Origin of the sequence: Streptomyces sp. NPDC005898 (assembly GCF_040629635.1) — a bacterium.
In the GTDB taxonomy this organism is placed as follows: domain Bacteria; phylum Actinomycetota; class Actinomycetes; order Streptomycetales; family Streptomycetaceae; genus Streptomyces.
The window spans coordinates 1-23,984 of the sequence record NZ_JBEXWC010000046.1; the positions used below are offsets into that span (position 1 = coordinate 1).

15 protein-coding genes are annotated in these 23,984 nt (G+C 72.1%); 7 read left to right on the forward strand and 8 right to left on the reverse strand.

The window, feature by feature from the left end; genetic code table 11:
* Positions 1–105: 105 nt before the first annotated feature.
* From ABZ385_RS32740 to ABZ385_RS32765, 6 genes are all read right to left on the reverse strand, one after another.
* A complete protein-coding gene (locus ABZ385_RS32740; protein ID WP_358585356.1) occupies positions 106–621 on the reverse strand; it encodes a DUF1360 domain-containing protein in 516 nt (171 codons plus the stop codon).
* Between the two features lie 77 nt (positions 622–698).
* Complete coding sequence (locus ABZ385_RS32745) at positions 699–1,187, reverse strand: DUF5709 domain-containing protein (protein WP_358585357.1); 489 nt, start codon at positions 1,185–1,187, stop codon at positions 699–701.
* A 201-nt stretch (positions 1,188–1,388) separates the two neighbouring features.
* Positions 1,389–1,853 (reverse strand): SPW repeat protein, encoded by a 465-nt coding sequence (locus tag ABZ385_RS32750; protein WP_358585359.1) that lies wholly within the window; start codon positions 1,851–1,853, stop codon positions 1,389–1,391.
* A gap of 272 nt (positions 1,854–2,125) precedes the next feature.
* Positions 2,126–2,743 carry a TOPRIM nucleotidyl transferase/hydrolase domain-containing protein gene (locus ABZ385_RS32755; RefSeq protein ID WP_358914143.1) on the reverse strand — a complete coding sequence of 206 codons (618 nt, stop codon included), beginning with the start codon at positions 2,741–2,743 and terminating at the stop codon, positions 2,126–2,128.
* 248 nt (positions 2,744–2,991) lie between these two features.
* On the reverse strand, positions 2,992–4,749 hold the full coding sequence (locus ABZ385_RS32760) for an alpha-glucosidase (protein ID WP_358914144.1): 1,758 nt from the start codon (positions 4,747–4,749) through the stop codon (positions 2,992–2,994).
* Positions 4,750–4,807: 58 nt separating this feature from the next.
* A complete protein-coding gene (locus ABZ385_RS32765; protein WP_358914145.1) occupies positions 4,808–6,094 on the reverse strand; it encodes an MFS transporter in 1,287 nt (428 codons plus the stop codon).
* Positions 6,095–6,236: 142 nt separating this feature from the next.
* Here ABZ385_RS32765 and ABZ385_RS32770 point away from each other — a divergent pair, with 142 nt between their 5' ends.
* Both ABZ385_RS32770 and ABZ385_RS32775 read left to right on the forward strand, forming a co-directional pair.
* The gene (locus ABZ385_RS32770; protein ID WP_358585367.1) at positions 6,237–6,680 is read left to right on the forward strand and encodes a helix-turn-helix domain-containing protein; all 444 of its coding nucleotides are present in this window, start codon (positions 6,237–6,239) and stop codon (positions 6,678–6,680) included.
* Positions 6,681–6,710: 30 nt separating this feature from the next.
* The gene (locus tag ABZ385_RS32775; protein ID WP_358585369.1) at positions 6,711–7,811 is read left to right on the forward strand and encodes a glutamate--cysteine ligase; all 1,101 of its coding nucleotides are present in this window, start codon (positions 6,711–6,713) and stop codon (positions 7,809–7,811) included.
* 24 nt (positions 7,812–7,835) lie between these two features.
* Here ABZ385_RS32775 and ABZ385_RS32780 read toward each other — a convergent pair whose 3' ends face one another.
* Positions 7,836–8,663, reverse strand: coding sequence for a SigB/SigF/SigG family RNA polymerase sigma factor (locus ABZ385_RS32780; RefSeq protein WP_358699752.1), 828 nt, complete (start codon positions 8,661–8,663; stop codon positions 7,836–7,838).
* A 460-nt stretch (positions 8,664–9,123) separates the two neighbouring features.
* Here ABZ385_RS32780 and ABZ385_RS32785 point away from each other — a divergent pair, with 460 nt between their 5' ends.
* From ABZ385_RS32785 to ABZ385_RS32795, 3 genes are all read left to right on the forward strand, one after another.
* On the forward strand, positions 9,124–10,323 hold the full coding sequence (locus ABZ385_RS32785) for a hypothetical protein (RefSeq protein WP_358914146.1): 1,200 nt from the start codon (positions 9,124–9,126) through the stop codon (positions 10,321–10,323).
* 7 nt (positions 10,324–10,330) lie between these two features.
* A complete protein-coding gene (locus tag ABZ385_RS32790) occupies positions 10,331–10,921 on the forward strand; it encodes a hemerythrin domain-containing protein (RefSeq protein ID WP_358914147.1) in 591 nt (196 codons plus the stop codon).
* 538 nt (positions 10,922–11,459) lie between these two features.
* A complete protein-coding gene (locus ABZ385_RS32795; protein WP_358914148.1) occupies positions 11,460–11,927 on the forward strand; it encodes a hypothetical protein in 468 nt (155 codons plus the stop codon).
* A gap of 84 nt (positions 11,928–12,011) precedes the next feature.
* Here the strand turns inward: ABZ385_RS32795 and ABZ385_RS32800 are convergent, their stop codons facing one another.
* Positions 12,012–12,770 carry a 3-hydroxyacyl-CoA dehydrogenase gene (locus ABZ385_RS32800; protein WP_358699938.1) on the reverse strand — a complete coding sequence of 253 codons (759 nt, stop codon included), beginning with the start codon at positions 12,768–12,770 and terminating at the stop codon, positions 12,012–12,014.
* A gap of 574 nt (positions 12,771–13,344) precedes the next feature.
* Between ABZ385_RS32800 and ABZ385_RS32805 the strand changes: the two genes are divergently transcribed.
* Entirely contained in the window at positions 13,345–21,864 is an 8,520-nt protein-coding gene (locus ABZ385_RS32805; protein WP_358914149.1) for an SDR family NAD(P)-dependent oxidoreductase, read from the forward strand.
* Positions 21,865–21,876: 12 nt separating this feature from the next.
* Positions 21,877–23,984: condensation domain-containing protein (locus ABZ385_RS32810; RefSeq protein WP_358914150.1), on the forward strand; the 2,108-nt coding region annotated here is incomplete at its 3' end.

A 23,984-nucleotide genomic window follows, 5' to 3' on the forward strand; every position in this document is an offset into this window, starting at 1 on the left:
CGGCGATTACCGGATTGGAAGATCCGGAATCGGGGACCCCGGACAGCGACCGCCGGCCCGGGGCCCGGCGGGCCCCCCCCCCCCCCACCGCGGCACCCGCGCCGCTCAGTTCTCGGCGTTCTCCTGGGTCCACGTCCAGGCGTACTGGAGCCAGTCGGCCAGCGCCATGGCGCCGAAGCCCGCGCCGACCAGCCGGGTGCCCCGAGGGGCGAGGACGTACGCCCCGAGCAGACCCGTGGTCGTCCAGGCGGACACGCAGAACGGGCAGGTCACCAGGTCGCCGACCGCCAGCCGCAGGCCCGAGCCGCGCGGCTCGTCCATGACCTCGCCCGCCGACGCGTCCCGCTCACGGCGGGCGAAGGGTGCCCGCAGAAAGCCGGTGATCTTGCCCTTGGTGAGCAGCCGTGCCGTCTTGAACGTCGCCACGCCGATGAGCGCCACGTCCCAGGGCGGCACCCGCTCGGGCAGCACGGCGCCGCGCCTGCGCCCCAGCGCCACGAGGGCGCCGGTCGCGGCCGCGAACGTCGTCATCAAGGCGGCGTACCCGGCCAGCGGCACCGCCCCGTCCTCGTCGTAGGCGTGAGCCACCTGGTGTCCCAGGTGTTCCTTAGCGGTCGTCATGAGGCCTCCAGGGAAACGGGTTCCCGTTGGTAGCGGATGTGCGCGGGCTCGGCGGGTGATCGGCGCCGGGGCGGCCCTCAGACCAGGTCTTCGGGGTCCGTCGGCAGGTCCTCGTCCGGGACGACGTGCACGGCGGCCTCCTCGGCCGCGGCCGCACCGCCGTCGATGCCCTCGTCCCTGGCCACGGCCTCCTTGGTGGTGTCCGTGTGGGCGCCCTCGTCCGGGGCCACGAGACGGCCCGCGCGGTCGTCCCCGACCTCCGGGTCCATGGGTTCGCCCTCGCCGCCCGGCAGATCGCCGACGCCGTCCCCGAGGGGCGGCTGCGTGTCGGGCACCTCCTGGCGCAGCCGCTCGTCGAGCGACTCGCCCTCGTGCTGCTCCGCGGCCGTGGTGCCGGTCTTGGTGACGCCGAGCGGCTTCTCCGGCGGCGAGTAGCCCTCGTCGAGGATGTCGTCGTAGGTACGCTCGTCCAGCGCGTCCTGAAGGTCGAGCGGCGAGGCGTCCTCCTGCTCCTCGTTGCCGCCCGTGGGCTGGTAGGCGTCGTCCGCCATGTTCTGGTCGCTCATCACTACCTCGCGCTTGGGAATCTCGGTCGTGGCGCTGGCCCACTGATGGTCGCGCTTCGGTCTTTCGAAGTGCCCGGGACACACTCCTCCAAACGATCTGACCCGGGCGCTTCCACACCCGTGAGGGGCGCTCGCCCGCACTGCGGCGCGCCCCCCGGCACCGACGGGTGCCGGAGGGCGCACGGTGCGGCGACGGACCGGTCAGCCGGGGCCGGCCCGGTAGGTCCGCGCCCTCGCGTGGCCCGCGTCCGACCCGCGTCCGGCCCGGGCGGCCGCGCTGGCCGCGAGGCCCAGCAGGAGCGCCACGGCGCCGGTGATGATGTTGCTGACCACGGACCTGGTGGTGCTGACGTCACCCGCCACGACCCACGGCGCGACGATCGTCCACGCGCCCAGCGCGCACGCCGCCCACGCCATGCTGTGGGTCCGCTCGTACGCCCGGCCGAAGCCGCCGCTCATCAGCAGGGCGTAGGCGATGCCGACGATCAGGTTGGTGACGGCGAGCCGCGTCAGGCCGTCGAAGCCCGCGATCCAGGGCGAGGCGGCCAAGTAGAGGCCGGTGACGAAGGCCATCGTCTCGACGGCCTGCACTTTGGGGGTGCTCGCCGCGCGCTCCGCCATCTCGTGGCGGGCGCGGATGTCGGCGATGTCGGGATGCGTTTCCATCGAGGACGAGGTCCTGGGGGACGTTGTCATTGCGTCCACCTCCAGCTTGGTGGTGGTTCATGGTGCGGGGACGGGACTCGCGGGAGGCGCTCGGCCGGCATCGGTTCCCACGGGCCGCGCGAACCGGACACGGTGATCGCCTCCTGCCTAGCCGGTACCCTCCGCAAAAAGGGACAAACTATCTCAGGTATTACGATATGTCCGATGCGCCGCAGGTGTACTGGTCCGGGCCTCTCGCAGGGCTCCGGGCCCCTCGCAGGGCTCCGGGTCTCTCAAAGGGCCGCGAGCAGCTCGTCCAGCGGGCCCGGCACCCGCGCGGGCTCCAAGGCCTCGACGAGCAGCCGGCCGTAGCGGATCTTGCGGCCCTTCTTCGTGCCGAGGAACCGCCGCAGCATTCCGTCCATGGATCTGCCGTGCTGCGCGGGCTGGCGCACGAAGGTCTGCCAGGCGCGCAGGTCGCCCTCGGCCCCGATGATCTCCTCCACGCGAGCCGGGCCCAGTGCGCGGATCAGTTCGTCCTCCAGGTCGGCCACGCACACGAAGAAGCCTTGCCGCGGCGCCCCCGCCCGATCGAGGCCACGCTCGTAGAAGGGCCACTCGCGCTCGTCGCACAGCCCCACCAGGCGCAGGCCGAGGCCGGGCGGCCCGAGGAGGGCCGCGTAGCGCGCGATGTTCATCGCCCCGCCCATCGGCACGACGCAGACGCCCTCGGCGGCCAGGTCCCGGCCGCGCCGTACGGCGAGCGCCTCGACGGCCGCCAGATCGCTCGCCCCCTCCAGCAGAACGGCCGTCCGCACCCTCAGCCGCCCGGCCAGCTCACCCGCCGGCCCGCCGGGGCCGCCCGCCGCCCAGTCGCCGACCGCGTCCCGGAGCGCCCCCATGTCCACCATGGGGCCGAGTCTGCACCGCCTCCCATCCCGGGGCACGGCATTTTCGGCGGCCCGACCGGCGAGGTGACGACCGGGCCCGCCATGGGCTACAGTGGATCTTGAGCGGTCGCCGAAAAGCCGGTGGCCGAGCGCGCGTTGGTGGTCCAAGGAAAGACGCCCCGCTTCCTGCGGGGAAATGCAGGTGCAAGGCCTGCCCAGCGCTCCGATTCGAGTCCCGCCCCCGTCGTCACGGGGGCGGGACTTGTGCGTTACGGGGTTCCGCCGGCGTCCGGTGCGGTGCGGCGGCGGTGCACACGGGCTTCCCAGGGCCGCAGGGTGTGCGGTGCCGTGAGCGGGGTGGCCGTGGGCAGTGTGGTGAGGAGCATCTCGCTGCCCTGCCAGCCCTCGGGCGGGTCGACGGTGAGCTCGGAACCGCCGAAGTTGGCGAGGACCAGCAGTTCGGTGCCGTCGGCCGCGTGGCGGCGGGTGAAGGCGTAGAGCCGTTCGTGGTCGGGGTGCAGCATGCGGAAGTCGCCGTGGGTCAGGGCGGGTTCGGTGTGCCGCAGGGCGATCAGCCGGCGGTAGTGGTGGAAGACGGAGTCCGGGTCGGCGCGCTGTGCCTCGGCGTTGACGTGGACGTGGTCGGGGTTGACGGCGATCCACGGGGTGCCCCGGGTGAAACCGGCGTGCTCGGTGGCGTCCCACTGCATCGGGGTGCGGGCGTTGTCCCGGCCGCGCCGCCGCAGCCCGTCCAGCAGCGTCTCGGGGTCGGCGCCGAGGGCGCTCTGCTCGCGGTGGTGGTTCAGGGACTCGATGTCGCGGAAGTCGTCGACCGAGGCGAACGGCGCGTTGGCCATGCCCAGTTCCTCGCCCTGGTAGACGTACGGGGTGCCGCGGTGCAGGTGCAGGACGGTGGCGAGGAGCTTGGCGGAGCGCGCGCGGTGGGCGGGGCTGTCGTCGCCGAAGCGGGAGACGGCGCGGGGCTGGTCGTGGTTGTTCCAGTAGAGGCTGTTCCAGCCGGTGTCGCCGAGCCCGCTCTGCCACCGGCCGAGGCTCGCCTTGAGGTCGGTCAGGCGCGGCTCGCGGACGTCGAACTTCCCGCCGGGCCCGTGGTCGAGGCCCACATGCTCGAACTGGAAGACCATGTCGAGCTCGCGGCGGGCCGGGTCGGTGAAGAGCCGGGCCTCTTCGAGGGTGACGCCGGGCGTCTCGCCGACGGTCAGCGGCGGGCGCGGCCGGCCGGCGAAGACCTCGCGGTGCATCTCGGCCACGTACTCGTGGACCCGGGGGCCGCAGACGTAGTGCGGGCTGCCGTCGCCGTGCCGGGCGCCCTCGTGCACGACGCCGTCCGGCAGTCCGGGCGCCTTGGAGATGAGGTTGATGACGTCCATGCGGAAGCCGTCGACGCCCCGGTCCAGCCACCAGCGCATCATGGCGTGCACCGCCCGGCGCACCCGCGGGTTCTCCCAGTTGAGGTCGGGCTGCTTGCGGGAGAACAGGTGCAGGTAGTACTCGCCGCCGACGGGGTCGTACGTCCAGGCCGGACCGGAGAAGAAGGAGCCCCAGTTGTTGGGCTCGGCGCCCGGGGTGCCCGGCTCCATGCCGGCGCGGGCGGGCCGCCAGATGTACCAGTCGCGGCGGTCCCCGCCGGGGCCCTGGTCGCGGGAGGCGGTGAACCAGGGGTGTTCGTCCGAGGTGTGGTTGACGACCAGGTCCATGACGAGCTTCATGCCGCGCTCGTGCACGGCGGCGAGCAGCCGGTCGAAGTCCGCCAGGGTGCCGAAGAGCGGGTCGATGTCCTGGTAGTCGCTGATGTCGTAGCCGTTGTCGTCGTGCGGGGAGGGGTAGACGGGGGAGAGCCACAGCACGTCCACGCCGAGTGCGCCGAGGTGGTCCAGGCGCTCGGTGATCCCGCGCAGATCGCCGACGCCGTCCCCGTTCGAGTCGGCGAAGCTGCGGGGGTAGATCTGGTAGACCACGGCGTCGCTCCACCAGGAGTCGGCGGGGTGGGCGGGGTGTCGGGGCACGGCGCACCTCTTCTCGGGCGTGTGCGGACGGGCCACCAGTGTGGGGGCGCACCGTGGATCACGGAAGCCGTTCCGGCGCCGGCCGGGGCCTGCCCGACGAAGGCGTGGGCGCCGCGGTTTCGGCACGGGGCGCGCCCGCCGACGTACGCGCGCCCGCCGACGTACGCGTGCACGCCCACAGCGCGAGTCCCAGGAAGCTGAACGCGGCGCCGAGCGCGCAGACGGCGCCCCAGCCGGCCACGGCGTACAGGGAGGTCGCGGCGAGCGCGCCGGTGGCGCTGCCGATCGAGTAGAAGACCATGTAACCGCCGATCAGCCGACTGCCCGCGGCCGGGTGCAGCGCGTAGATCAGGGTCTGGTTGGTGACGTGGACCGCCTGCACGGCGAGGTCGAGCAGCACCACCCCGAGGAGCAGGGCCCAGAGCGAGTCGCGGGTGAGGGCCAGGGGCAGCCAGGAGGCGGTGAGCAGCGCCAGGGCGGCGCCGGTGGTGCGCCGGGAGAGCCCGCGGTCGGTGAGGCGGCCCGCGGCGCCCGCGGCCAGGGCGCCGACGACACCGATCAGCCCCAGCGCCCCGATCTCGGTGTGCGACATGAAGTACGGGGCCTCGCTGAGCGGCAGCGCGACGCTGCTCCACAGGGTGCTGAAGGCGGCGAAGACCAGCAGCCCGAACAGGGCCCGCAGGCGCAGCAGCCGTTCCCGCGCGAACAGGGTGAGCGTGGAGCGCAGGAGCTGTCCGTAGCGCAGGGGCGTCGGCGCGAGGCCGCCGGGGCGTGGCAGTACGCGGCGCAGGACCAGGGCGAGCAGTGCGGTGAGGGCCGCCGACGCGAGGTAGACGCAGCGCCAGCCCGCGAGGTCGGCGAGCACGCCGGACGCGGTGCGGGCGAGCAGGATGCCGAGCACGACGCCGCTGGTGACGTGCCCGACGACGCGCCCGCGCCCGGCGGCGGGCGCCAGGGAGGCGGCGAAGGCGACGAGCGTCTGGGTGACGACCGCGAGGAGCCCGGTCGCGGCCATGCCCAGGAGCAGGACCGCCGCCGTGCGGGCGGTGGCCACCGCGACCAGCGCCGCCACCAGGAGCAGCAACTGGGCCACGACGAGCCGCCGGCGGTCGCCCGCCTTGTCGCCCAGCGGTACGAGGAGGAAGAGCCCGAGTCCGTAGCCGACCTGGGTGAGCGTGACGATGGCGCCGACGAGTGCCGGGCTCATGGCGAGGTCGTGGCCCATGGTGACCAGGAGCGGCTGGGAGAAGTAGACGTTGGCCACCGCGGCGCCACAGGCCACGGCGAACAGCAGGGTGACGCCCCGGGACAGGACGTAGGGGGGCGCCTCGGGGCGGCCGGGCATCGGCACTCCTCGCAGAGATCGGATCTGGTTGCAACTTGCCACTACGACTGACGTGGTGACGGTAGCCCCGGTTGGTAGCATGTTGCAACCACCATCCAGGGTGTGGAGCACGCGAGTGCGCGGAAGTGAGGGACGTGCCGCCATGGTCACCAGGACACGCTTCGACGACAGCCAGTGCCCCGTCGCCCGGTCGGTGGACGCGATCGGCGACTGGTGGTCCCTGCTCATCGTGCGGGACGCCTTCGACGGGAGCCGCCGCTTCGGGGAGTTCCAGCGCGGTCTCGGGGTGGCGAAGAACATCCTCACCGCACGCCTGCGCACGCTGGTCGCCGGCGGCGTCCTCGCGTCCGTCCCCGCCTCGGACGGCAGCGCCTACCGCGAGTACGTCCTCACCCCCAAGGGCGAGGCGCTCTTCCCGGTCATCGTGGCGCTGCGGCAGTGGGGCGAGCAGAACTTCTTCGCCCCCGGCGAGGAGCACTCACAGCTGGTGGACCGGCGGGAAGGGCAACGGCTGCGCCCCCTGGAGGTGTTGTCGGCGGACGGCCGCCGACTGAAACCGGACGAGACCGTCGTCCACAAGGCATAAGCCGCATGCACCGCATAAGGTGAGGGGACGATGAGTCTGATCACGGTGGGTGTCGAAGAGGAGTACCTTCTGCTCGATCCCGCCTCCGGCTTTCCCGTCCCGCTGGCCGAACAGGTCCGTGCCGCCGCAGGCCTCCAGCCGATCGTGGCGGAACGGGAGATCCAGGCGGAACTGATCGAGGCGCAGGTCGAGGTCGCCACCCCGGTCTGCACCGACCTCGACGAAGCCGGCGGCCACCTGCTGCGCCTGCGCCTCGCCCTGGGGCGCGCGGCGGAGAGCCTCGGCTGCCGCCTCGCGGCCTGCGGCACACCGCCGCTCAAGGAGGAGGCGCCGCTGCCGGTGACGAACCTGCCGCGCTACCGCGCCCTGCGCGCGCAGGCGCCGCAGCTCGTCGCCGAGCAGCTCGTGTGCGGCATGCACGTGCACGCCGCGGTGCCCGACCCGCAGATCGGCGTGGCCGTCCTGAACCGCGTCCGGCTGTGGCTGCCGGTCCTGGTCGCCATGTCGGCGAACTCCCCCTTCTGGGCGGGGCATGACACCGGCTTCGCCAGCTGGCGCACGGTCGTGTACGGGCGCTGGCCGGTCAGCGGCCCGCCACCGCACTTCGAGGACCTCGCCGACCACGAGCACCGGGTGCGGCGGCTCCTCGCCTGCGGGGCGCTCATGGACCTGGGCCAGATCTACTGGCAGGCCCGCCTCTCCAGCCGCTACCCCACCATCGAGGTGCGCTGCTCGGACGTCCAGCTGCGCACGGACGAGGCGGTGATGTACGCCGGCATCGTGCGCGGGCTCGTCTCGACCGCCATCGAGGAGGTCAAGGCGGGCGTCCCGGTGCCGCCCTGCGCCCCGGAGCTCCTCCAGGCCGCGAACTGGCACGCCGCACGGCACGGGCTCAGCGGATCGCTGGTGGACCGGGAGGGCAGGCTGCGCAGCGCCGGGGACGTGCTGTCCCAGCTCATGGACCACATCACGCCCGCCCTCGCGGAGGCCGGGGACACCCGCGAGGTCACCGCGCTCGTGCACCGCCTGCTCCAGGAGGGCACGGCGGCCGACCGGCAGCGCCGCGCCCTGGCCGAGGGCGGCCTGCGGGCCGTCGTCGACCTGATCATCAACGAGACCACGGCGGCGTAGGCCTCTCTTTCGTATCGGACCGCATCAGGCCGCGAGCTGTGCCGTCCGGTGCTCGGCGGCCTCGTTCTCGACGTGTGCCCGTACGCGCTTGCACGCGCGGGTGATCAGACGGGAGACGTGCATCTGGGAGATGCCCAGCTCCTCGCCGATGCGGGCCTGGGTCATGTCGTGGAAGAACCGCATGTTCAGGATGCGGCGCTCGCGCTCGCTGAGCCGGGCCAGGCTGGGCTTGACCGCTTCCCGCGCGATGACGACGTCGTAACGCGGCTCGTCCGCGCCGAGGACGTCGGCCAGCGCGAACGAGTCGTCCCGGGAGGAGCCCTGGGCGCTCAGCTGGGCGTCCAGGGACACGGCGCGGAAGCTGTCGATGGCCTCCATGCCGGTCAGCACGTCCTCCTCGCTCAGGTGGGTGTGCTCGGCGATCTGCGCCACCGTCGGGAAGCGGTCCTGGTCGGCGAGCGCGAGCTCCCGGATGCCGGCACGCACCTTGTTGCGCAGTTCCTGGACCCGCCGGGGCACGTGAACGCTCCAGGCGTGGTCGCGGAAGTACCGCTTGACCTCTCCGACGATCGTCGGCATCGCGTACGGGACGAACGGACCCTGCGCCGGGTCGTAGCGGTCGACGGCCTTGACCAGACCGAGGGCCGCCACCTGCTCCAGGTCCTCCAGCGGTTCCCCGCGGTCGCGGAACTTGCCCGCGAGGCGGTGGGCCATCGGCAGCCAGGCCTCCACCAACTCCTCGACCAGCCGTTGGCGTTCCGGACCCGCCGGCAGCGTGGCCAGCCGCTCGAAGTCGGCGGTGGTGTCCGGAGTGTCCGCCGCTCGGCGTGCGTGTGCTGTCCTGCTCGGCATGGGTGTGCCTCCCGTCGAACCGCTGGTATCGGCAGCACGGGAGCGCGACGCAACACATCGCGAGGTGGCCTGGTCGGGGCCGCTCCCGTGAATGTGCCTGTCTGCCCAAGCACGTCGAAACGCCGTTTGTCCCCGATCGCCGCGGTCAAACAGGTCCGGGGGAGTGATCTAAACGAAGGGAGAGGGAGCGATCTCGACGGAGAGAGCTCGATGGGGACAGAGGGGGGGATCCGGACGAAGAGTGGGAGGGCCATGGTGCGGCCGAAGCGCTGCCCGCGCACCTCGGGGCGGTGCGGGCTCCGGCAGTCGGCGCTCAGCGGTGGCCGGAAGTCGTGCGTGGTCCACAGAGTCATGAGTGGGCCTGTGCTCCTCGCCACCGGCGGGGTACTGGGTGGCCCCCGGACGCGGTGCCGTCCCCAGCGGCAGCTTTCCGCTCGTTCCGGTTCAAGGAGGCACTCGGATGACGTTCAATCCGCTCGAACAGCGGGGCATCCCGCTGGACCGCCAGCTCCGCAGCTGGCGGGAGCTCGACGTGGCACCGATCGACCCGGACCGCTGCGACCCGTACACCCGCTGCCGCATCATCGCGATGAACGGCATCGAGGTCGAGGCGATCATGTTCAGCCACCAGCTGGCCCGCAACACCGTCGACCCCGACGTCAAACGACAGCTCGCCACCACCCGCTACATCGAGGCGCAGCAGCAGAAGGTCGTCAACTGGCTGCTGCCGGGTGTCTCCTCGGTGCTGGAGACGACGATCGCGTACGAGCAGGTCGCGGTGGACCTGACGGCGTGGGTCGCGCGGATGGAGCCGGACCCGTACCTGAAGCAGGCGTACCAGTTCGGCGTCCTGGAGGACTTCGACCACCTGTACCGGTACGCCAACCTGTACGAGATGATCGAGCACCGCAAGGCGGAGTCGATCGTCGACGGCCTGACCGAGGTCATGCCGGGCCGGCCCACCCGGTTCCACCACCGCGACCCGGTCGACAACGTCCGCGACCCCTACGACAAGGACGCCACGAACCCGCTTTCCAAGCTGCACGCCCTGACCATCATGTCGGCGGAGCAGCAGACGATGAACTTCTACATGAACACCGGCCCCACCTACATGGAGCCGATCGCCCGGCAGCTCTACCAGGAGATCGGGCTGATCGAGGAGGAGCACGTCACGCACTACGAGTCCCTCGTGGACCCGGGCGAGACGTGGTGGGAGCAGCTGGTCAACCACGAGTACAACGAGTGCTACCTGTACTACTCGTTCATGGAGCAGGAGAGCGACCCTCGGGTCAGGGCGATCTGGGAGCTGCACCTGAACATGGAGCTGGAACACCTGCACGCGGCCTGCGACCTGATGCGCCGCCACGACGGCCGCGAACCCGAGGAGGTCCTGGCACCGGAGCTGCCGAACGTCCTCACCTTCGAGCCCAACAAGCAGTACCTGCGCGAGCTGCTGGACACCCAGATGGACCTGACCACCCTGGGCGCGGGCTACGTGCGCGAGGCGCACGAGCGGTTCGAGAAGATGCAGGAGAACATCCACGGCGGCGAGGCGCCGCCCAGCGACCGGGTCATGACCGAGCACGCCGAGATGTTCGGCCGCGAGTACCGCGTGGAGACCGAAGGCGCGCACCCCGACCCCTCCCAGCGCGAGAAGTGAGGCCGACATGTCGACTCTGCGCACTCCTCAGGCCGGTGACGACGGGGCCGCGGACACCGATGTCGTCTCCCTGCTGACGCGTCAGCACGGGGACATCCGCAACCTCTTCGACGAGGTCGAGCAGACCAAGGGCGACGAGCGAAGGGACGCCTTCCACCGGCTGGTGCGGCTGCTGGCCGTGCACGAGACGGCGGAGGAGGAGGTCGTCCACCCCTTCGCCCGGCGGAACCTGCCCGGCGGTGAGCAGGTGGCGAAGGACCGGCTGGCGGAGGAACGCGCCGCCAAGGAGACGCTGGCCGCCCTGGACGACTTGGACACCGACGACCCGAAGTTCATGCCGCAGCTGTTGAAGCTGCGCAGGGACGTCCAGGAGCACGCCCGCGCCGAGGAGCGCTACGAGTTCTCCCACCTGCGCCGCAGCACCGACGCGGCCGGCCTGGCCGCGATGGCGAAGGCCGTGAAGGCGGCCGAGGCCATGGCTCCCACCCGGCCGCACCCGGGCGTGGAGTCCGGCGCGGCCAACCTGGCCCTCGGCCCGGTGGCCGCCCTCGTGGACCGCACGAAGGACGCGGTGCGCAAGGCCATGGGCAAGGACTGAGTGCACGGCTGAGTGCACGGTTGAGTACACGTACCGCGCGAGTTCCGAAGGCGTTCGCATGATTCTCGACAGGGTGGCTAGTGGAGCCGCCGCACGGCTGGCCCGGCGACGCGCCGCACCGGCCCTGCATCCGCACGGCGTGCGCTGCCACGGGACGCTGGAGGTCCCAGGCGGTGCCCTGGCTGGCGGCGGCGGGTGGGAGGTGCCGTGGCTGGACCGGCCCGGCACCTACCCGGTGTCCGTGCGCTGGTCCCGCGCCCTCGGCCTGCCCGGCCGGCTGCCGGACGGCTTCGGCCTGGCGGTACGGGTACCGGACCCCGAGGGGCCGGGCAGGGACCGTGACGCCGGCGGTTCGGACCTTTCGGGCCAAGGCCTGGGCGCCGGTGGTTCGGGCCCTTCGGGCCGAGGCCCGGGTGCCGGCGGTTCGGAGCCTTCGGGCCAAGGCCCGGGTGCCGGCGGTTCGGACCCTTCGGGCCAAGGCCCGGACGCTGGAGGTTCGGGTCCTTCGGGCCAAGGCCCGGGTGCCGAGGAGCGGGGCATGGACCTGGACCTGCTGTTCACGTCCAGCGGGTCCGGTCGCCTGACCCGCCACCTGCCGCTCCCGCGCGTCAAACCCCTGGCCGGGCCGTACTCGACGCTGCTCTCCTACCGGGTCGGTGCGCGCGAGCGCGTGCTGGCGCTCTTTCCGGCGGCCGGAGGGACGGACCCGACGGGGGAGCTGCCCGCACTACGCGGCGCGCTCGCCCGCGGCCCGGTCCGATTCGACCTGCGCGCGGCGGCCCCCGACGAACCCTGGCGGACCATGGCCACCTTGACCCTCCACGACGTACGCACCGACGCGGCCCGCGTCTCCTACGACCCCTACGTGAACTGCCTGCCCACGCTGCACCCGACGTGCCGCCTGCGCGGCCTGCGGATCGCGGCGTACGCGGGATCCCGGGCCGGGAGGGGCGGGCCGCGGCCAGATCCGATCACGCACCGGGCGGCACACGACAGGGAGAGTTAGGGCTCCTGTCCCGGGTTGCGCCGGCGTGCAGGGCGGCCTCGGTCCCCGTGGACACCCGCGGGTCGACCCAGGCCTGTCTCCTGACTACCTGGGGGCCATCCTGATGGCTCCGTCGAGCCGGATCGTCTCGCCGTTGAGCATCGGGTTCTCCACGACGTGCGCGGCGAACGCGGCGTACTCCTCGGGGTGGCCCAGTCGGGCCGGATGCGGAACCTGGCGACCGAGCGCCTCGATCGCGGACTCGGGGAGCGCGTCGAACATGGGCGTGCGGAACAGGCCCGGGGCGATCGTGACGATGCGGATGCGTTCCCGCGCCAGGTCGCGGGCGAGCGGCAGGGTCATGCCCGCGATGCCCGCCTTGGAAGCCGCGTAGGCGACTTGCCCGATCTGGCCGTCGAACGCGGCTGCGGAGGAGGTGTTGATGATCACTCCGCGTTCCTCGCCTTCCTCCTGGGACCGCGTCATCCGCGCGGCGACGAGCCGGGTGACGTTGAAGGTGCCGATCAGGTTGACCTGGACGACCTTGCTGAAGGCGCTCAGCGGGAACGGGCCGCTCCTGCCGACAGTTCTGAAGGCGTTGCCGATCCCGGCGCAGTTCACGGCTATGCGCAGGCTGCCGAGGCTCGAGGCGAGGTCGACCGCAGCGGTGACGTCCTCCTCGCTGGTGACATCGCCCTGGGAGAACACGACGCGGTCGCCCAGCTCTGCCGCGACGCCCTCGCCTCGGGAGGAACGGCCGAGGATCACCACGCTCGCGCCCCGATCGCGCAGCACGCGTGCGGTCGCCAGACCGAGGCCCGACGTTCCCCCGGTGACCAGCGCGACGCTTCCTTCGATTTGCACCCTGTGCTCCCATTCCGTGGTGTTGCCCTGCCCAGAAGGGGCGTGATTCTATCTCGCACCGACCGCCGTCGAGTTCCCCGGACAGGATGTGACGCTCTGTTTGGGAGCCGAGTAGATCATCACGCTGCGCTTATTGATCAGGCTGTTGGCGAGGGGTAGTCTCTTGCCTGGCTATCGATGGCCGAATGCGTAGAGAGTCTAAGTGCAAAGGTTCTGACGCTATTCAGATCGTCAGCGTCAGCATCACAAGGGGGATTCATGGGAACTTTCACTCTGCTTCGCATGTGTGCGCCAGCGTAATTTCCGCCGGGTCGCAGCGGATCGATAAGCCCGCGTTCCGCGTTCCGTGTGGTCAGAGCGGTGCGCGTGTCATCTTCCCCTTACCTTTCATGCCTTCAAAGGCGATACTGCGCGTCGTGCGCGCAACCGGATGTTCATGGGTGAACCCGGTTGCTGGGACTACGCTCCGATTCTCTCCGTGCAGGCTTGCGCTGCGTGAGAAATAAGAGCCCTGCGCGGTCGTTCTCGGACTGAGCTCCAGGGCTGGTTCGATGCTGTACTGGAATGGATACCGATGAGCGACGTGTCGTCATTCGACGAGACTTTCACCGTCACTACCGACAATCCTTTGCTGCGCGGTCATATCGTGCACGGGCGTCACCTTCTGCCTGGTGTCGGTTATGTGGATCTCGTGCTGCAGGTCCTCGCCCGCCACGGCCACGCCATGCCCGAGGTCGAACTGCGGAACCTCACCATCCTGGCGCCGCTGGTCGCCGCTCCGGGTGAGGAGGTCAGAACCACCGTGGCCGGGCGGCTCGCACCGGCGGGCGGATGGCGCATCGAGGTGCGCAGCCGTCGCGTGCAGGACGCCACGGACGTCCTGCACGCGGTGGTGTCGGTGAACCGATGCGTGCCCGTCACCTTCCGTGAGCGGCTGACGCTCCCGCTCACCGGGGTGGACCGGGTCACCCGTCTCGCCGACATCTACACCTGGCTGCGGGAGCGCGACCTGGTCCACTCGGATCTGATGAGGATCACGGGCGCGGTGCACCACCGCTCCCAGGACTGGGTCGCGAAGGTGGAACTCGGCCCGGCGCATCACGCCACCGCGGGCGCGTTCCTCTTCCATCCGGCTCTCTTCGAGGGCGGGTTGCTCGGCGGCAGCGTGGGCAGCCACATGCTGCACGAGGGGGAAAGCGCCGAAGGTCTCTATCTGCCGCTCGTCCTCGAGTCGTTCCGGGCGGCCGCGCCGCTGGGCACGAGCTGCTTCGTCAGGGTTCCCGCCGACTCGATGCGCAGGGACGACGAACTGATCTGCCTGGCCGTGGAGTTCTACGACGAGAGCGGCCTGAAGGTCGCCGAGATCGGCCGTCTCGCGGCCAAGCGGGTCCGGTCCGTGACGGCGCTCGATGTGCGGGACGAGCCCGCGGCCGCGGCCTTCGGTGACCCTGGTACTGCCGGGACGCCGGTCACGGTTCCCTCCGGTGCCCCGGAGCCCGCACCCGCCGCCGGACGCGACATCGGTACCGTACTGCGGGAGTTGGTCGGGGAGCGCCTTGGTGTGCCGACGGCGCGGGTGAGCGTCGACGGGAGCTTCTACGAGCTGGGGCTCACCTCGGCGGACCTGGTGTCCCTGGTGCCCGAGCTGGAGGACCGACTGGCTCGACCGCTCTCGCCGACCGTCATGTTCGAGTACCGGTCGATCGCCGAGGTGGCGTCCGGACTGGGGGAGCAGACCTCGAAGGGGCAGGTGGCGGCCGATCCGGTCACCGCCCCCCGTACTCCTGTCAAAGAGGCCACCGTCGCCGTGCCGGGTGTGAGCGCCGCGACCCTCGCCGGCCTCACCGACGAGGTCGCCGCCCAGCTGAACGTCCCGGCCGCCGAGATCGATCCGGACGCCGAGTTCGCCGAGTTCGGGCTCGACATCACCGGCCTCGCCCGGCTGGCCGCCCGGCTGACCGCCCGCTTCGGCGTGCCGCTCCCGCCCGCCGCGTTCCCGGCGCACCGGACCGTACGGGCCGTCGCCGAAGACCTCGCCGCCCAGCTGGCCGCCGTACGCCCGCACTCGGGGACGACGTCCCCGTACGCCCCCGCCCAGGACGCCCCGGCCCGCCCGCACTCCCTGCTGCACACCGAAGTGCCGGGCGGCGAAGGTGGCCGTGAGGGCGTCACGTACCGGACGCGGTTCAGCGGCGACGAGCCGTTCCTGCGCGACCACCAGGTGCGCGGTGACCGCATCCTCCCCGCCGTCGCGCAGCTGGAGATGGCGCGCGCGGCGCTCTCCCGCACCCTGGGCGAGGGGCACACCGGCGCCCTGCGTCTGGACGACGTGGTGTGGCTGAGGCCGGCGGTCAGCGGCCCGGACGGGCTTGAACTGCGCGTCGACGTACGGGAACTCGCCGTCGGCGGCTATGAGTACGCCATCAACGGAATCGGCAGGGACGGCGCGGCCACGCCGTTCAGCCAGGGCCGGGCGAGCCTGGTGACCACCGGCGGGCGGAGCCTGCCGCGCCTCGACGACCTGCGTGCGCGCTGCACCGAGCGGACGATTCCCGCCGCCGACGTCTACGACCTGTACGCCTCCGTCGGCATGGACTACGGCCCGGCGCAGCGGTCCCTGGTGGAGCTGGGTCTCGGCACTGACGACGTCGGGCGGCCCCAGCTCCTCGCCGAGCTGCGGATCCCCCCGGCGGCGCCGGCCCTGGACGACTGCCTTCTGCACCCGAGCGTCATCGACGGAGCCCTCCAGGCCACCGTCGGACTGCGCCTCGCGCCGCGACGGGGCGACGGCCGACAGGCCCGCCCCGCGCTGCCGTTCGCCCTGGATCACGTGGAGGCCTTCGCCGCCACGCCCGCCACGGCGTACGCCTGGGTGCGGCACCAGGCGGGCAGCGACCCCGACTCCGCGACCCCACGCCTCGACGTGACCGTGTTCGACGAGTACGGCCGGGTGTGCGCGGATGTGACCGGGCTGTGCACGCGGGTCCTGTCGGAGGGGCCGCGCGCAACGGAGGCCCCCCGCCTCGCGGCCGGCGCCCCGCTGGGCGAACCCACCCCCTCGGCCGAGCCCACACCCCTGACCGGGCCCGCGCCGCGGGCCGCGACCGACATCGCGATCATCGGAGTCAGCGGACGCTACCCGCAGGCGCCGGACCTGGACACCTTCTGGCAGAACCTCCGCTCCGCCCGCGACTGCATCACCGAGGTACCCGCGGACCGCTGGGACCACCGCCGCAACGCCGCCGCCGAGGGCTCCTCCGCCGGCAAGTGGGGCGGATTCCTCGACGGGATCGACCGGTTCGACCCGCTGTTCTTCCAGATCTCGCTGCACGAGGCCGAGCTGCTCGACCCGCAGGAGCGGCTCTTCCTCCAGTGCGCCCACCACACGCTGGAAGACGCCGGATACGCGGCGGGACCGGCCGGCAAGGTCGGCGTGTTCGTCGGCGTGATGTACCAGGAGTACCAGCTCCACGGTGCGCAGGCGCAGGAGCGCGGACAGCAGGCCGCACTGTCGGGCAGCGCGTCGAGCGTCGCCAACCGGGTGTCGTACTTCTACGACTTCACCGGGCCGAGCATGACCGTCGACACCATGTGCTCGTCGTCCCTGACCGCCATCCACCTGGCCTGCGAGGCCATCAGGAGCGGTCAGTGCGAGACGGCGCTCGCCGGCGGCGTGAACCTCCACTCGCATCCCAACAAGTTCCTGATGCTCAGCCAGCGCAGATTCCTCTCCAGCGACGGCCGGTGCCGCAGCTTCGGCGAGGGCGGTGACGGCTACGTGCCCGGCGAGGGCGTCGGCGCCGTGCTGCTCAAACCCCTGGCTCAGGCCGTCGCCGACGGGGACCACATCCACGGCGTGATCAAGGCGACCGCCCTCAACCACGGCGGCCGGACCTCCGGCTACTCGGTGCCCTCCCCGTCGGCGCAGGGCGCGGTCATCGCGGAGGCGCTCACCGCGTCCGGCGTCGACACACGCTCGCTCGGCTACCTGGAGGCGCACGGCACCGGGACCGCCCTGGGCGACCCCCTCGAAGTCGTGGGCCTGAACAAGGCGTTCGAGACGCACGGCGTCCTGCCGGAGCACTGTGCGATCGGCTCGGTCAAGTCCAACATCGGACACTGCGAGAGCGCGGCCGGCATCGCGGGGCTCACCAAGGTGCTCCTGCAGATGCGGCACGGCGAACTGGTCCCGAGCCTGCACTCCCACATCCTCAACCGGCGCATCGACTTCGACGGCACCCCGATGCGGGTGCAGCAGCACCTGGAGCCGTGGCGCCGGGCCACCGCGGTGGTCGACGGGAAGGAGCAGACGCTCCCGAGGATCGCCGGGGTCTCCGGCTTCGGCGCGGGCGGCTCCAACGCCCATGTCGTCGTCGCCGAGTACGTGCCGCAGACCCTGCGCCGGGCGACGCCCGCACGCCCCGCGCTGCTCGTGCTCTCCGCACAGACTGAGAATCAACTGGTGGAGCAGGCACGGCAGTTGCGTGCACGTTTGACCGAGCTCGACGACGGCACCCTGCAGGACGTCGCGTGGACCCTGCAGACGGGCCGCATGGCGCTGGACGAGCGCCTGGCCTTCGCGGCGGCCTCCCTCGACGAGGCCGGTGCGCTGCTCGACGCGTTCGCCGCCGCCCCCGGGAGCCCGGGGGCGTGGGCGCGGGGCACCGTACGCCTCGGGGACCGGCCCGACGGCTTTGGCGACGACACGCTGCGCGCCGCGGTGGCGGACTGGACGGACCGGGAGGAGCCCGGCGAGCTGCTGCGCCTGTGGGTGCGGGGAGCCGCGGTGCGCTGGGAGACGCTGCACCGCTCGACCCCCTCTCCGCGGCGCGTCAGCCTGCCCGGATACCCCTTCGCCCGGGACCGGTGCTGGTTCGACCCGGAGCCGGGCAAAGCGCCGGACGGACGGCAGGCCCCGGGCGGCGTGCGCAGCGGTCGGGCCGGAGGCCGCGTACACGTGGAGAGCGGACCGGTCGGAGGCGGCGTGCAGGGCGAGCTGGTGCTCCTGCGCCCCGAGTGGGTCGAGGGCACCCGGGCCGCCGTACGCGAACAGGGGGCCACAGGCGCGGAGTTCGAGCGCCACGTGGTCGTGATCGGCAGCCTCGGCGAGAAGGAGCGCGACACCCTGCGGTCCGCGCTGCCCGCCGGTACGGCGTACCACTTCGAGGCTCTGGCAAACGGCGCGCTGGACGGGCGGTACGCCCTGGCCGCGGCGCGCGTGTTCACGCTGGCCCGCGAGATCCTTCAGGGTGGTGTGCGGCGGCCGGTGCTGCTGCAGGTCGCCCTGGTCGGCGCCGCGGGAACGGACGCCGAACGGGAGCATCTGGCCTGCTTCGGCGGCCTCACGGGGCTGCTGCGCACGGCCCACCAGGAGAACCCCCTGCTGCACACCCAGTACGTCGAGTGCCTGGACGGAGCGGCACCGGCCACCGTCGCCGCCCGCCTGGCCGCGGAAGCCGTGCCCGACCCCGAGCCCGAGGTGCGCCACCGCGACGGACGCCGCCTGGTGGTACGGCAGAGGGAGATCCGTTCCGCGACGAGCGCGGCCGCGCCCTGGCGGGAGAACGGCGTCTACCTGATCACCGGGGGCGTCGGCGGCCTCGGCCGGATCGTGGCGCACGAGATCGCCGCGTCCGTCGGGCACGCCACCGTGGTGCTCACCGGCCGTTCACCGCTGGGCGAGGAGCAGCGCGGCGCGCTGAACGCGCTGCGCGCGGCGGGCCTCACCGTGGACTACCAGCGCGCCGACGTCGCCGACCGTGACGCGCTCGCCCGTGTGCTGTCCCATGTGGCGCACACCCACGGGCCGTTGGCAGGCATCGTGCACAGCGCGGGCGTCGTCGAGGACGGCTACCTCCTGCGCAAGAGCGAGGAGGAGCTGGCGCGGGTCCTTGCCCCCAAGGTCGCGGGCCTGGTGAACCTGGACGAGCTCAGCGCGGACCAGCCGCTCGACGTCTTCCTGTGCTTCTCGTCCATCGCGGGGGCCTTCGGCAACGCCGGGCAGGCCGACTACGCCGCGGGCAACGCGTTCATGGACGCGTACGCCGCCTATCGCAACCGCCTCGCCGACGCGGGCGCGCGCCACGGCAAGGCCGTGTCCATCGGCTGGCCCCTCTGGGAGGAGGGCGGCATGGGAGGCGGCGCCGTGCGCGAGAACCTGCGCGGCGTCGGCCTGGCCCCCCTGGACACCGCCCGCGGCCTCACGGCGCTGCGGTGCGCCCTGGCCCCCGCGGAGAACGGCCTCGCCGACGGCAGGCTGATCGTCGTCGTGGGGGAGCGGGACGGAGTGCTGTCCCGGCTCATCGCCGACGAAGCGGAGCCGCGGGCCGTGGTGAACGCACCCGAGGCCACCCCCGCGGCGGAGCCCGCCTCTCCCGCCCCCGTCACCGCGCCCTCCGGTACGCGCGACGAGGACGCGGCCCTTGAGGACAAGACGGTGGCCCACCTGCGCCGCGTGCTCGCGGCATCGCTCAAGCTCGGTCCCGAACGCATCGCCGTCGACGCGCCGTTGGAGCGGTACGGCATGGACTCGGTCATCGCGGTGGGCGTGATCTCCGGCCTGGAGGAGTCGTTCGGGCGGCTGTCCCGGACCCTGCTCTTCGAGGTCGAGACCATCCGCGACCTTGCCCGGTACTTCATCACCGACCACCCGCGGGCACTGCGCGCGCTGCTCGGTGAACCGGCACGTCCCGCGGCCGCGGCGCCCGCGACGGAGGCCGCCACGGCCCCGGAAGCGCCCGCCCCCGAGGCCCCCGACGCCCGTATCGAGGTACGTGAGCGCGCCGCTGCCCCTGCCGGGGAGGCCGCGGGCCCCGTACAGGAATCCGCTCGCGCCAACGACGTCGCGATCATCGGCATCAGCGGGCGCTACCCGCAGGCCGGCGACCTCGGCGCGCTGTGGGCGAACCTCCGTGACGGCAAGGACAACGTCACCGAGGTGCCGGCCGACCGCTGGGACCACGAAGCCCTGTTCGGCGGCCTGGACGAGAGCCGGGCCCGGCCCGGAGAGTGGGGCGGCTTCCTCGACGGCGTCGACCGGTTCGACCCGCTGCTCTTCGGGATCTCGCCCCGCGAGGCCGCGGCCCTCGACCCACAGCAGCGGCTCTTCCTGGAGACCGTGTGGCAGCTCCTGGAGCAGAGCGGCGTGACCCAGGAGGTCATCGAGCGGCGCTACGGGCGGCGTGTCGGCGTCTACGTCGGCGCGGCCTACCACCTGTACCGCGCCGACGAGTCGGCGGACCCCGCCCTCGCGGCGCTCACCTCCGCGGCCTCGTACAACATGATCGCCAACCGCGTCTCGCACTTCTTCGGCCTCGAAGGGCCCAGCCTCGCCGTGGACAGCATGTGCGCGTCGTCGGCCATGGCCATCCACCTGGCCTGCGCGGACGTGCTGCGGGGCGAGGCCGAACTGGCGGTCGCCGGCGGCATCAACCTCACCGTCCACCCGGACAAGTACGTGGCGCTCGCCGAGCTGCAGCTGCTCGGCAGCGGCCCCGGCAGCCGCAGTTTCCGCGACGGGGACGGCTACCTGCCCGCCGAGGCCGTCGGCGCCGTACTGCTCAAGTCCCTGGACGCCGCGGTACGCGACGGGGACCGGATCCACGCCGTCATCAAGGGCACGGCCTCCATGCACGGCGGCCGTGCCAACGGCTTCATGACGCCGAGCCGCAGGACGCAGGTGAAGGTCATGCGGCGGGCCCTGGAGCAGGCCGGTGTAGCGGCGGACTCCATCGGATACGTCGAGGCCGCGGCCAATGGAACGGCGTTCTCCGACGAGGTCGAGTTCCGCGCCCTGCGCGAGGTGTTCGACGGGGTGACCGAGCCGGTGGCACTCGGCACCGTGAAGTCGAACCTCGGCCACCCCGAGGCCGCCTCCGGCATCGCCCAGCTCACCAAGGTCGTCCTCCAGCTCCAGAACAGGGAGCTCACGCCCCTGACGGCGACGGGCGACCCCAATCCCAACCTGGACTTCGACGGCACCCCGCTGAGCCTGTGCGAGGAGCTCGCGGAGTGGCGGCCGCGCGGCAGCGCGGACGTGGACGATACGCCGTCGCCCCGCCGCGCGCTCATCAACTCCGTGGCCGCGGGGGGCAGTCACGTCAGCCTGGTCGTCGAGGCGCCGCCGGCCGCGCGGGCGGACACGGACGCCGCACGGGACGCGGGACCCCAGCTGGTGGTGGTGTCCGCGGCCACGCCCGAGCGACTGCGTACGGCGGCACAGCGGCTGAGCGCGTTCCTGGACGACGACGCGTCCGCGTCTCTCGCCGACATCGCGTACACCTCGCAGCTGGGCCGTGAACCGATGTCCGAGCGGCTTGCCGTCGTGGCGGGGTCCGCGGACGAGCTGAAGCGGGGCCTCGACTGGTACCTCGCGGACGGCGTACGGGAGGCGGACGACACGCTCGCCCCCGTGCCGGTCCACCACGGCAACGCCGAGGAGGACGCGGGCCCGCTGGGCACCGTCCTCTCCGGCGCCCGGGGCGAGGCGTTCCTCGCGGGCCTCGTCGCGGACCGCGCGCTGGAGCACCTCGCCGAGCTGTGGGTGCGCGGTGCGGCCGTGCCGTGGGGCGGACTGCACGACGGCCGCCGCCGTCTGGCGCCGCTTCCGCCGACGGCCTTCGTGCCGGGGCAGTACTGGGTGGGACGCAGGCCGGGAGCCGTGCTCGCCGTACGGGCCGACGCGACTCACGGGGCGGCGTCATCCGGTGGCGCCGCGAGCTCCGCCACCGACCGCTCCACGCGGCGGCAGGACCCGGCTCCCAGTGACACCGAGCAGATCCTGCTCGACGCCTGGTCGGAGCTCCTGGGCATCGACGCCGACGACCTCGGGCCGACCAGCAACTTCATCTCCCTGGGCGGCAATTCACTGCTCGCCACACGGTTGATCAACCTGCTCAAGCGGCGGACCGGAGCGGAGCTCCCCGTCCAGGCGCTCTTCGAAGCGCCGCGGTTGGCCGACATGGCCGCCGAGCTGGAGCGCCGTACCCCCCTCGGATCCATCGGAGCCCTCGACGTGAAGGCGATTGTCGAGGGCATCACCCTCGTCGAAGCCATGAGCGACGCGGAGCTCGACGCACTGGACATCGCGAAGTAAGCAGACAGGACGATGATGACCGTCATCAATGATCAGGGCGTGCAGGACCTCGCGCACAGGATCCGATCGCTGTCGCCCAAGCGGCGGCGCGCCCTGATGGCCGTGCTGGAGAAGCAAGGCGTCGACCTCTCCGTACTCGACCTCGTACGCGATCTCTTTGGGTCCGGTGCCGTTCCGCTGTCGACCCGCCGCCCGGACGAGCCCGTGCCGCTCTCCTTCACCCAACAACGCCTGTGGTTCCTGGCTCAGTTGGACGGAGCCGGCTCGGCGTACAACATTCCGATGGCGGTGCGGCTGCGCGGGCACCTCGACCGCCCCGCCCTCGTGGGCGCGCTGCGCGAGGTGGTGCTTCGGCACGAGGCCCTGCGCACCCGCTTCGTGAACCGCGACGGCGTCCCGTACCAACACATCGGCGACGGCACGGACTTCGAGGTCCGCCAGGAGGACCTCGCCGACCTCGCCGAGCTGCCCCGCATCTGCGCGCAGGAGGCCGCCGCCCCCTTCGATCTGGAGCACGACACGCTGATCAGGGCCCGCCTGCTGCGCCGGTCCGACCAAGAGCACGTCCTGCTGGTGACGATGCACCACGGTGTCTCCGACGGCTGGTCGGTCGGCGTTCTCCATCGCGACCTCATCGCCCTCTACGAGGCGCTGCGCGCGGGCCGTCCCTCGCCGCTGGAGCCGCTGCCGCTCCAGTACCCGGAGTACGCGAACTGGCAGCGGGAGTGGCTGGACGACGGGGTGCGGGAGCCGCAGGTCGCGTACTGGCGCGAGCGGCTCGCCGGAGTCGATCCGCGGCTCTCCTTGCCCACGGACCGCGAACGCCCACCGGTCAAGACGTACAACGGCGCACGGGAGGCCTTCCTCTGTCCGGCCGAACTCCTCGACGCGCTGCGTGAGGTCGGCGCCCGCAACGACGCCACCCTGTACATGACGCTGTTCGCCGCCTACTCCGCCCTGCTGCACCGCTACACGCGGCAGACCGACGTCGCCGTCGGCACGGTGGTGGCCAACCGCGGCCGCGCCGAGTTCGAGGGGCTCATAGGCTTCTTCGCCAACACCTTGGTGCTGCGCACCGATCTGTCCGGTGACCCGACCTTCCCCGAGCTCCTCGCCCAGGTGAAGCGGCGGGCCCTCGAGGCGTACGAGCACCAGGACGTGCCCTTCGAGGCCGTCGTGGACGCCCTGCGCCTGGAGCGCAGCCTCAGCCACTCGCCGGTCTTCCAGAACATGTTCGTGCTCCAGGAGGCACAGACCTCTCAAGAGGCCAAGCTGGGCGACCTGGAGGTCCTGCCGGTCGAGGTCGACGTACAGGCCACCAAGTTCGACGTCACCCTCGACCTGCGCGAGACCCCGGACGGGCTCGCCGGCTTCGTCGAGTACAACACCGACCTGTTCGACGCCGAGACCATCCGGCGCTTCGTGCGCCATTACACCCACCTGCTCGCCTCCGTCGCCGCCGAGCCACAGGAGAGGATCTCCCGGCTCACCGAGCTTCCCGCCGCCGAGCGTCGGCGTGTGGTGGAGGAGTGGAACGAGGCTCCGGCCGGTCTGGTGGTGGAGGAGCGTTGTGTGCATGAGTGGTTCGAGGGTGTGGTGGCGGGTGCGCCGGACGCGGTGGCGGTGGAGTTCGAGGGCCGTGCGCTGACATATGGCGAACTGAACGCCCGGGCCAACCGCTTGGCACGCCACCTGCGGGAACTCGGCGTCGGCCGCGAGACATTGGTGGCGCTGTGCCTGCCGCGCAGTGAGTACATCGTCGTGTGCGTCCTTGCCGTGCTCAAGGCGGGCGGCGGCTATGTGCCGATGGACCCCGCGGCCCCCGTCGAGCGCCTTGAGCATGTGCTGCGCGACAGCGCGCCCCAGGTGCTGCTGGTCGACGGGACGGTCCCGGAGGGGCTGGACACGGCCGGCGTCCCGGTGGTGGATGTGCGGGTGGATGCCGGGGTGTGGGCGGGGTTGTCCGATGCGGATCTGGATCGGGTGGAGGGGGGTTCGGGGCCTGGTGATCTGGCGTATGTGATCTATACGTCGGGGTCGACGGGGACGCCGAAGGGCGTGATGGTCGAGCACCGGAATGTGACGCGGTTGTTCACGGCGACGGATGGCTGGTACGGGTT

What these genes read in the sequence shown, in the direction of transcription:
- ABZ385_RS32740 (WP_358585356.1), bottom strand. Translation starts at nt 621, where the DNA reads ATGACGACCGCTAAGGAACACCTGGGACACCAGGTGGCTCACGCCTAC.
- ABZ385_RS32745 (WP_358585357.1), bottom strand. Translation starts at nt 1,187, where the DNA reads ATGAGCGACCAGAACATGGCGGACGACGCCTACCAGCCCACGGGCGGC.
- ABZ385_RS32750 (WP_358585359.1), bottom strand. Translation starts at nt 1,853, where the DNA reads ATGGAAACGCATCCCGACATCGCCGACATCCGCGCCCGCCACGAGATG.
- ABZ385_RS32755 (WP_358914143.1), bottom strand. Translation starts at nt 2,743, where the DNA reads ATGGTGGACATGGGGGCGCTCCGGGACGCGGTCGGCGACTGGGCGGCG.
- ABZ385_RS32765 (WP_358914145.1), bottom strand. Translation starts at nt 6,094, where the DNA reads ATGCCCGGCCGCCCCGAGGCGCCCCCCTACGTCCTGTCCCGGGGCGTC.
- ABZ385_RS32770 (WP_358585367.1), top strand. Translation starts at nt 6,237, where the DNA reads ATGGTCACCAGGACACGCTTCGACGACAGCCAGTGCCCCGTCGCCCGG.
- ABZ385_RS32775 (WP_358585369.1), top strand. Translation starts at nt 6,711, where the DNA reads ATGAGTCTGATCACGGTGGGTGTCGAAGAGGAGTACCTTCTGCTCGAT.
- ABZ385_RS32780 (WP_358699752.1), bottom strand. Translation starts at nt 8,663, where the DNA reads ATGCCGAGCAGGACAGCACACGCACGCCGAGCGGCGGACACTCCGGAC.
- ABZ385_RS32785 (WP_358914146.1), top strand. Translation starts at nt 9,124, where the DNA reads ATGACGTTCAATCCGCTCGAACAGCGGGGCATCCCGCTGGACCGCCAG.
- ABZ385_RS32790 (WP_358914147.1), top strand. Translation starts at nt 10,331, where the DNA reads ATGTCGACTCTGCGCACTCCTCAGGCCGGTGACGACGGGGCCGCGGAC.
- ABZ385_RS32795 (WP_358914148.1), top strand. Translation starts at nt 11,460, where the DNA reads ATGGACCTGGACCTGCTGTTCACGTCCAGCGGGTCCGGTCGCCTGACC.
- ABZ385_RS32805 (WP_358914149.1), top strand. Translation starts at nt 13,345, where the DNA reads ATGAGCGACGTGTCGTCATTCGACGAGACTTTCACCGTCACTACCGAC.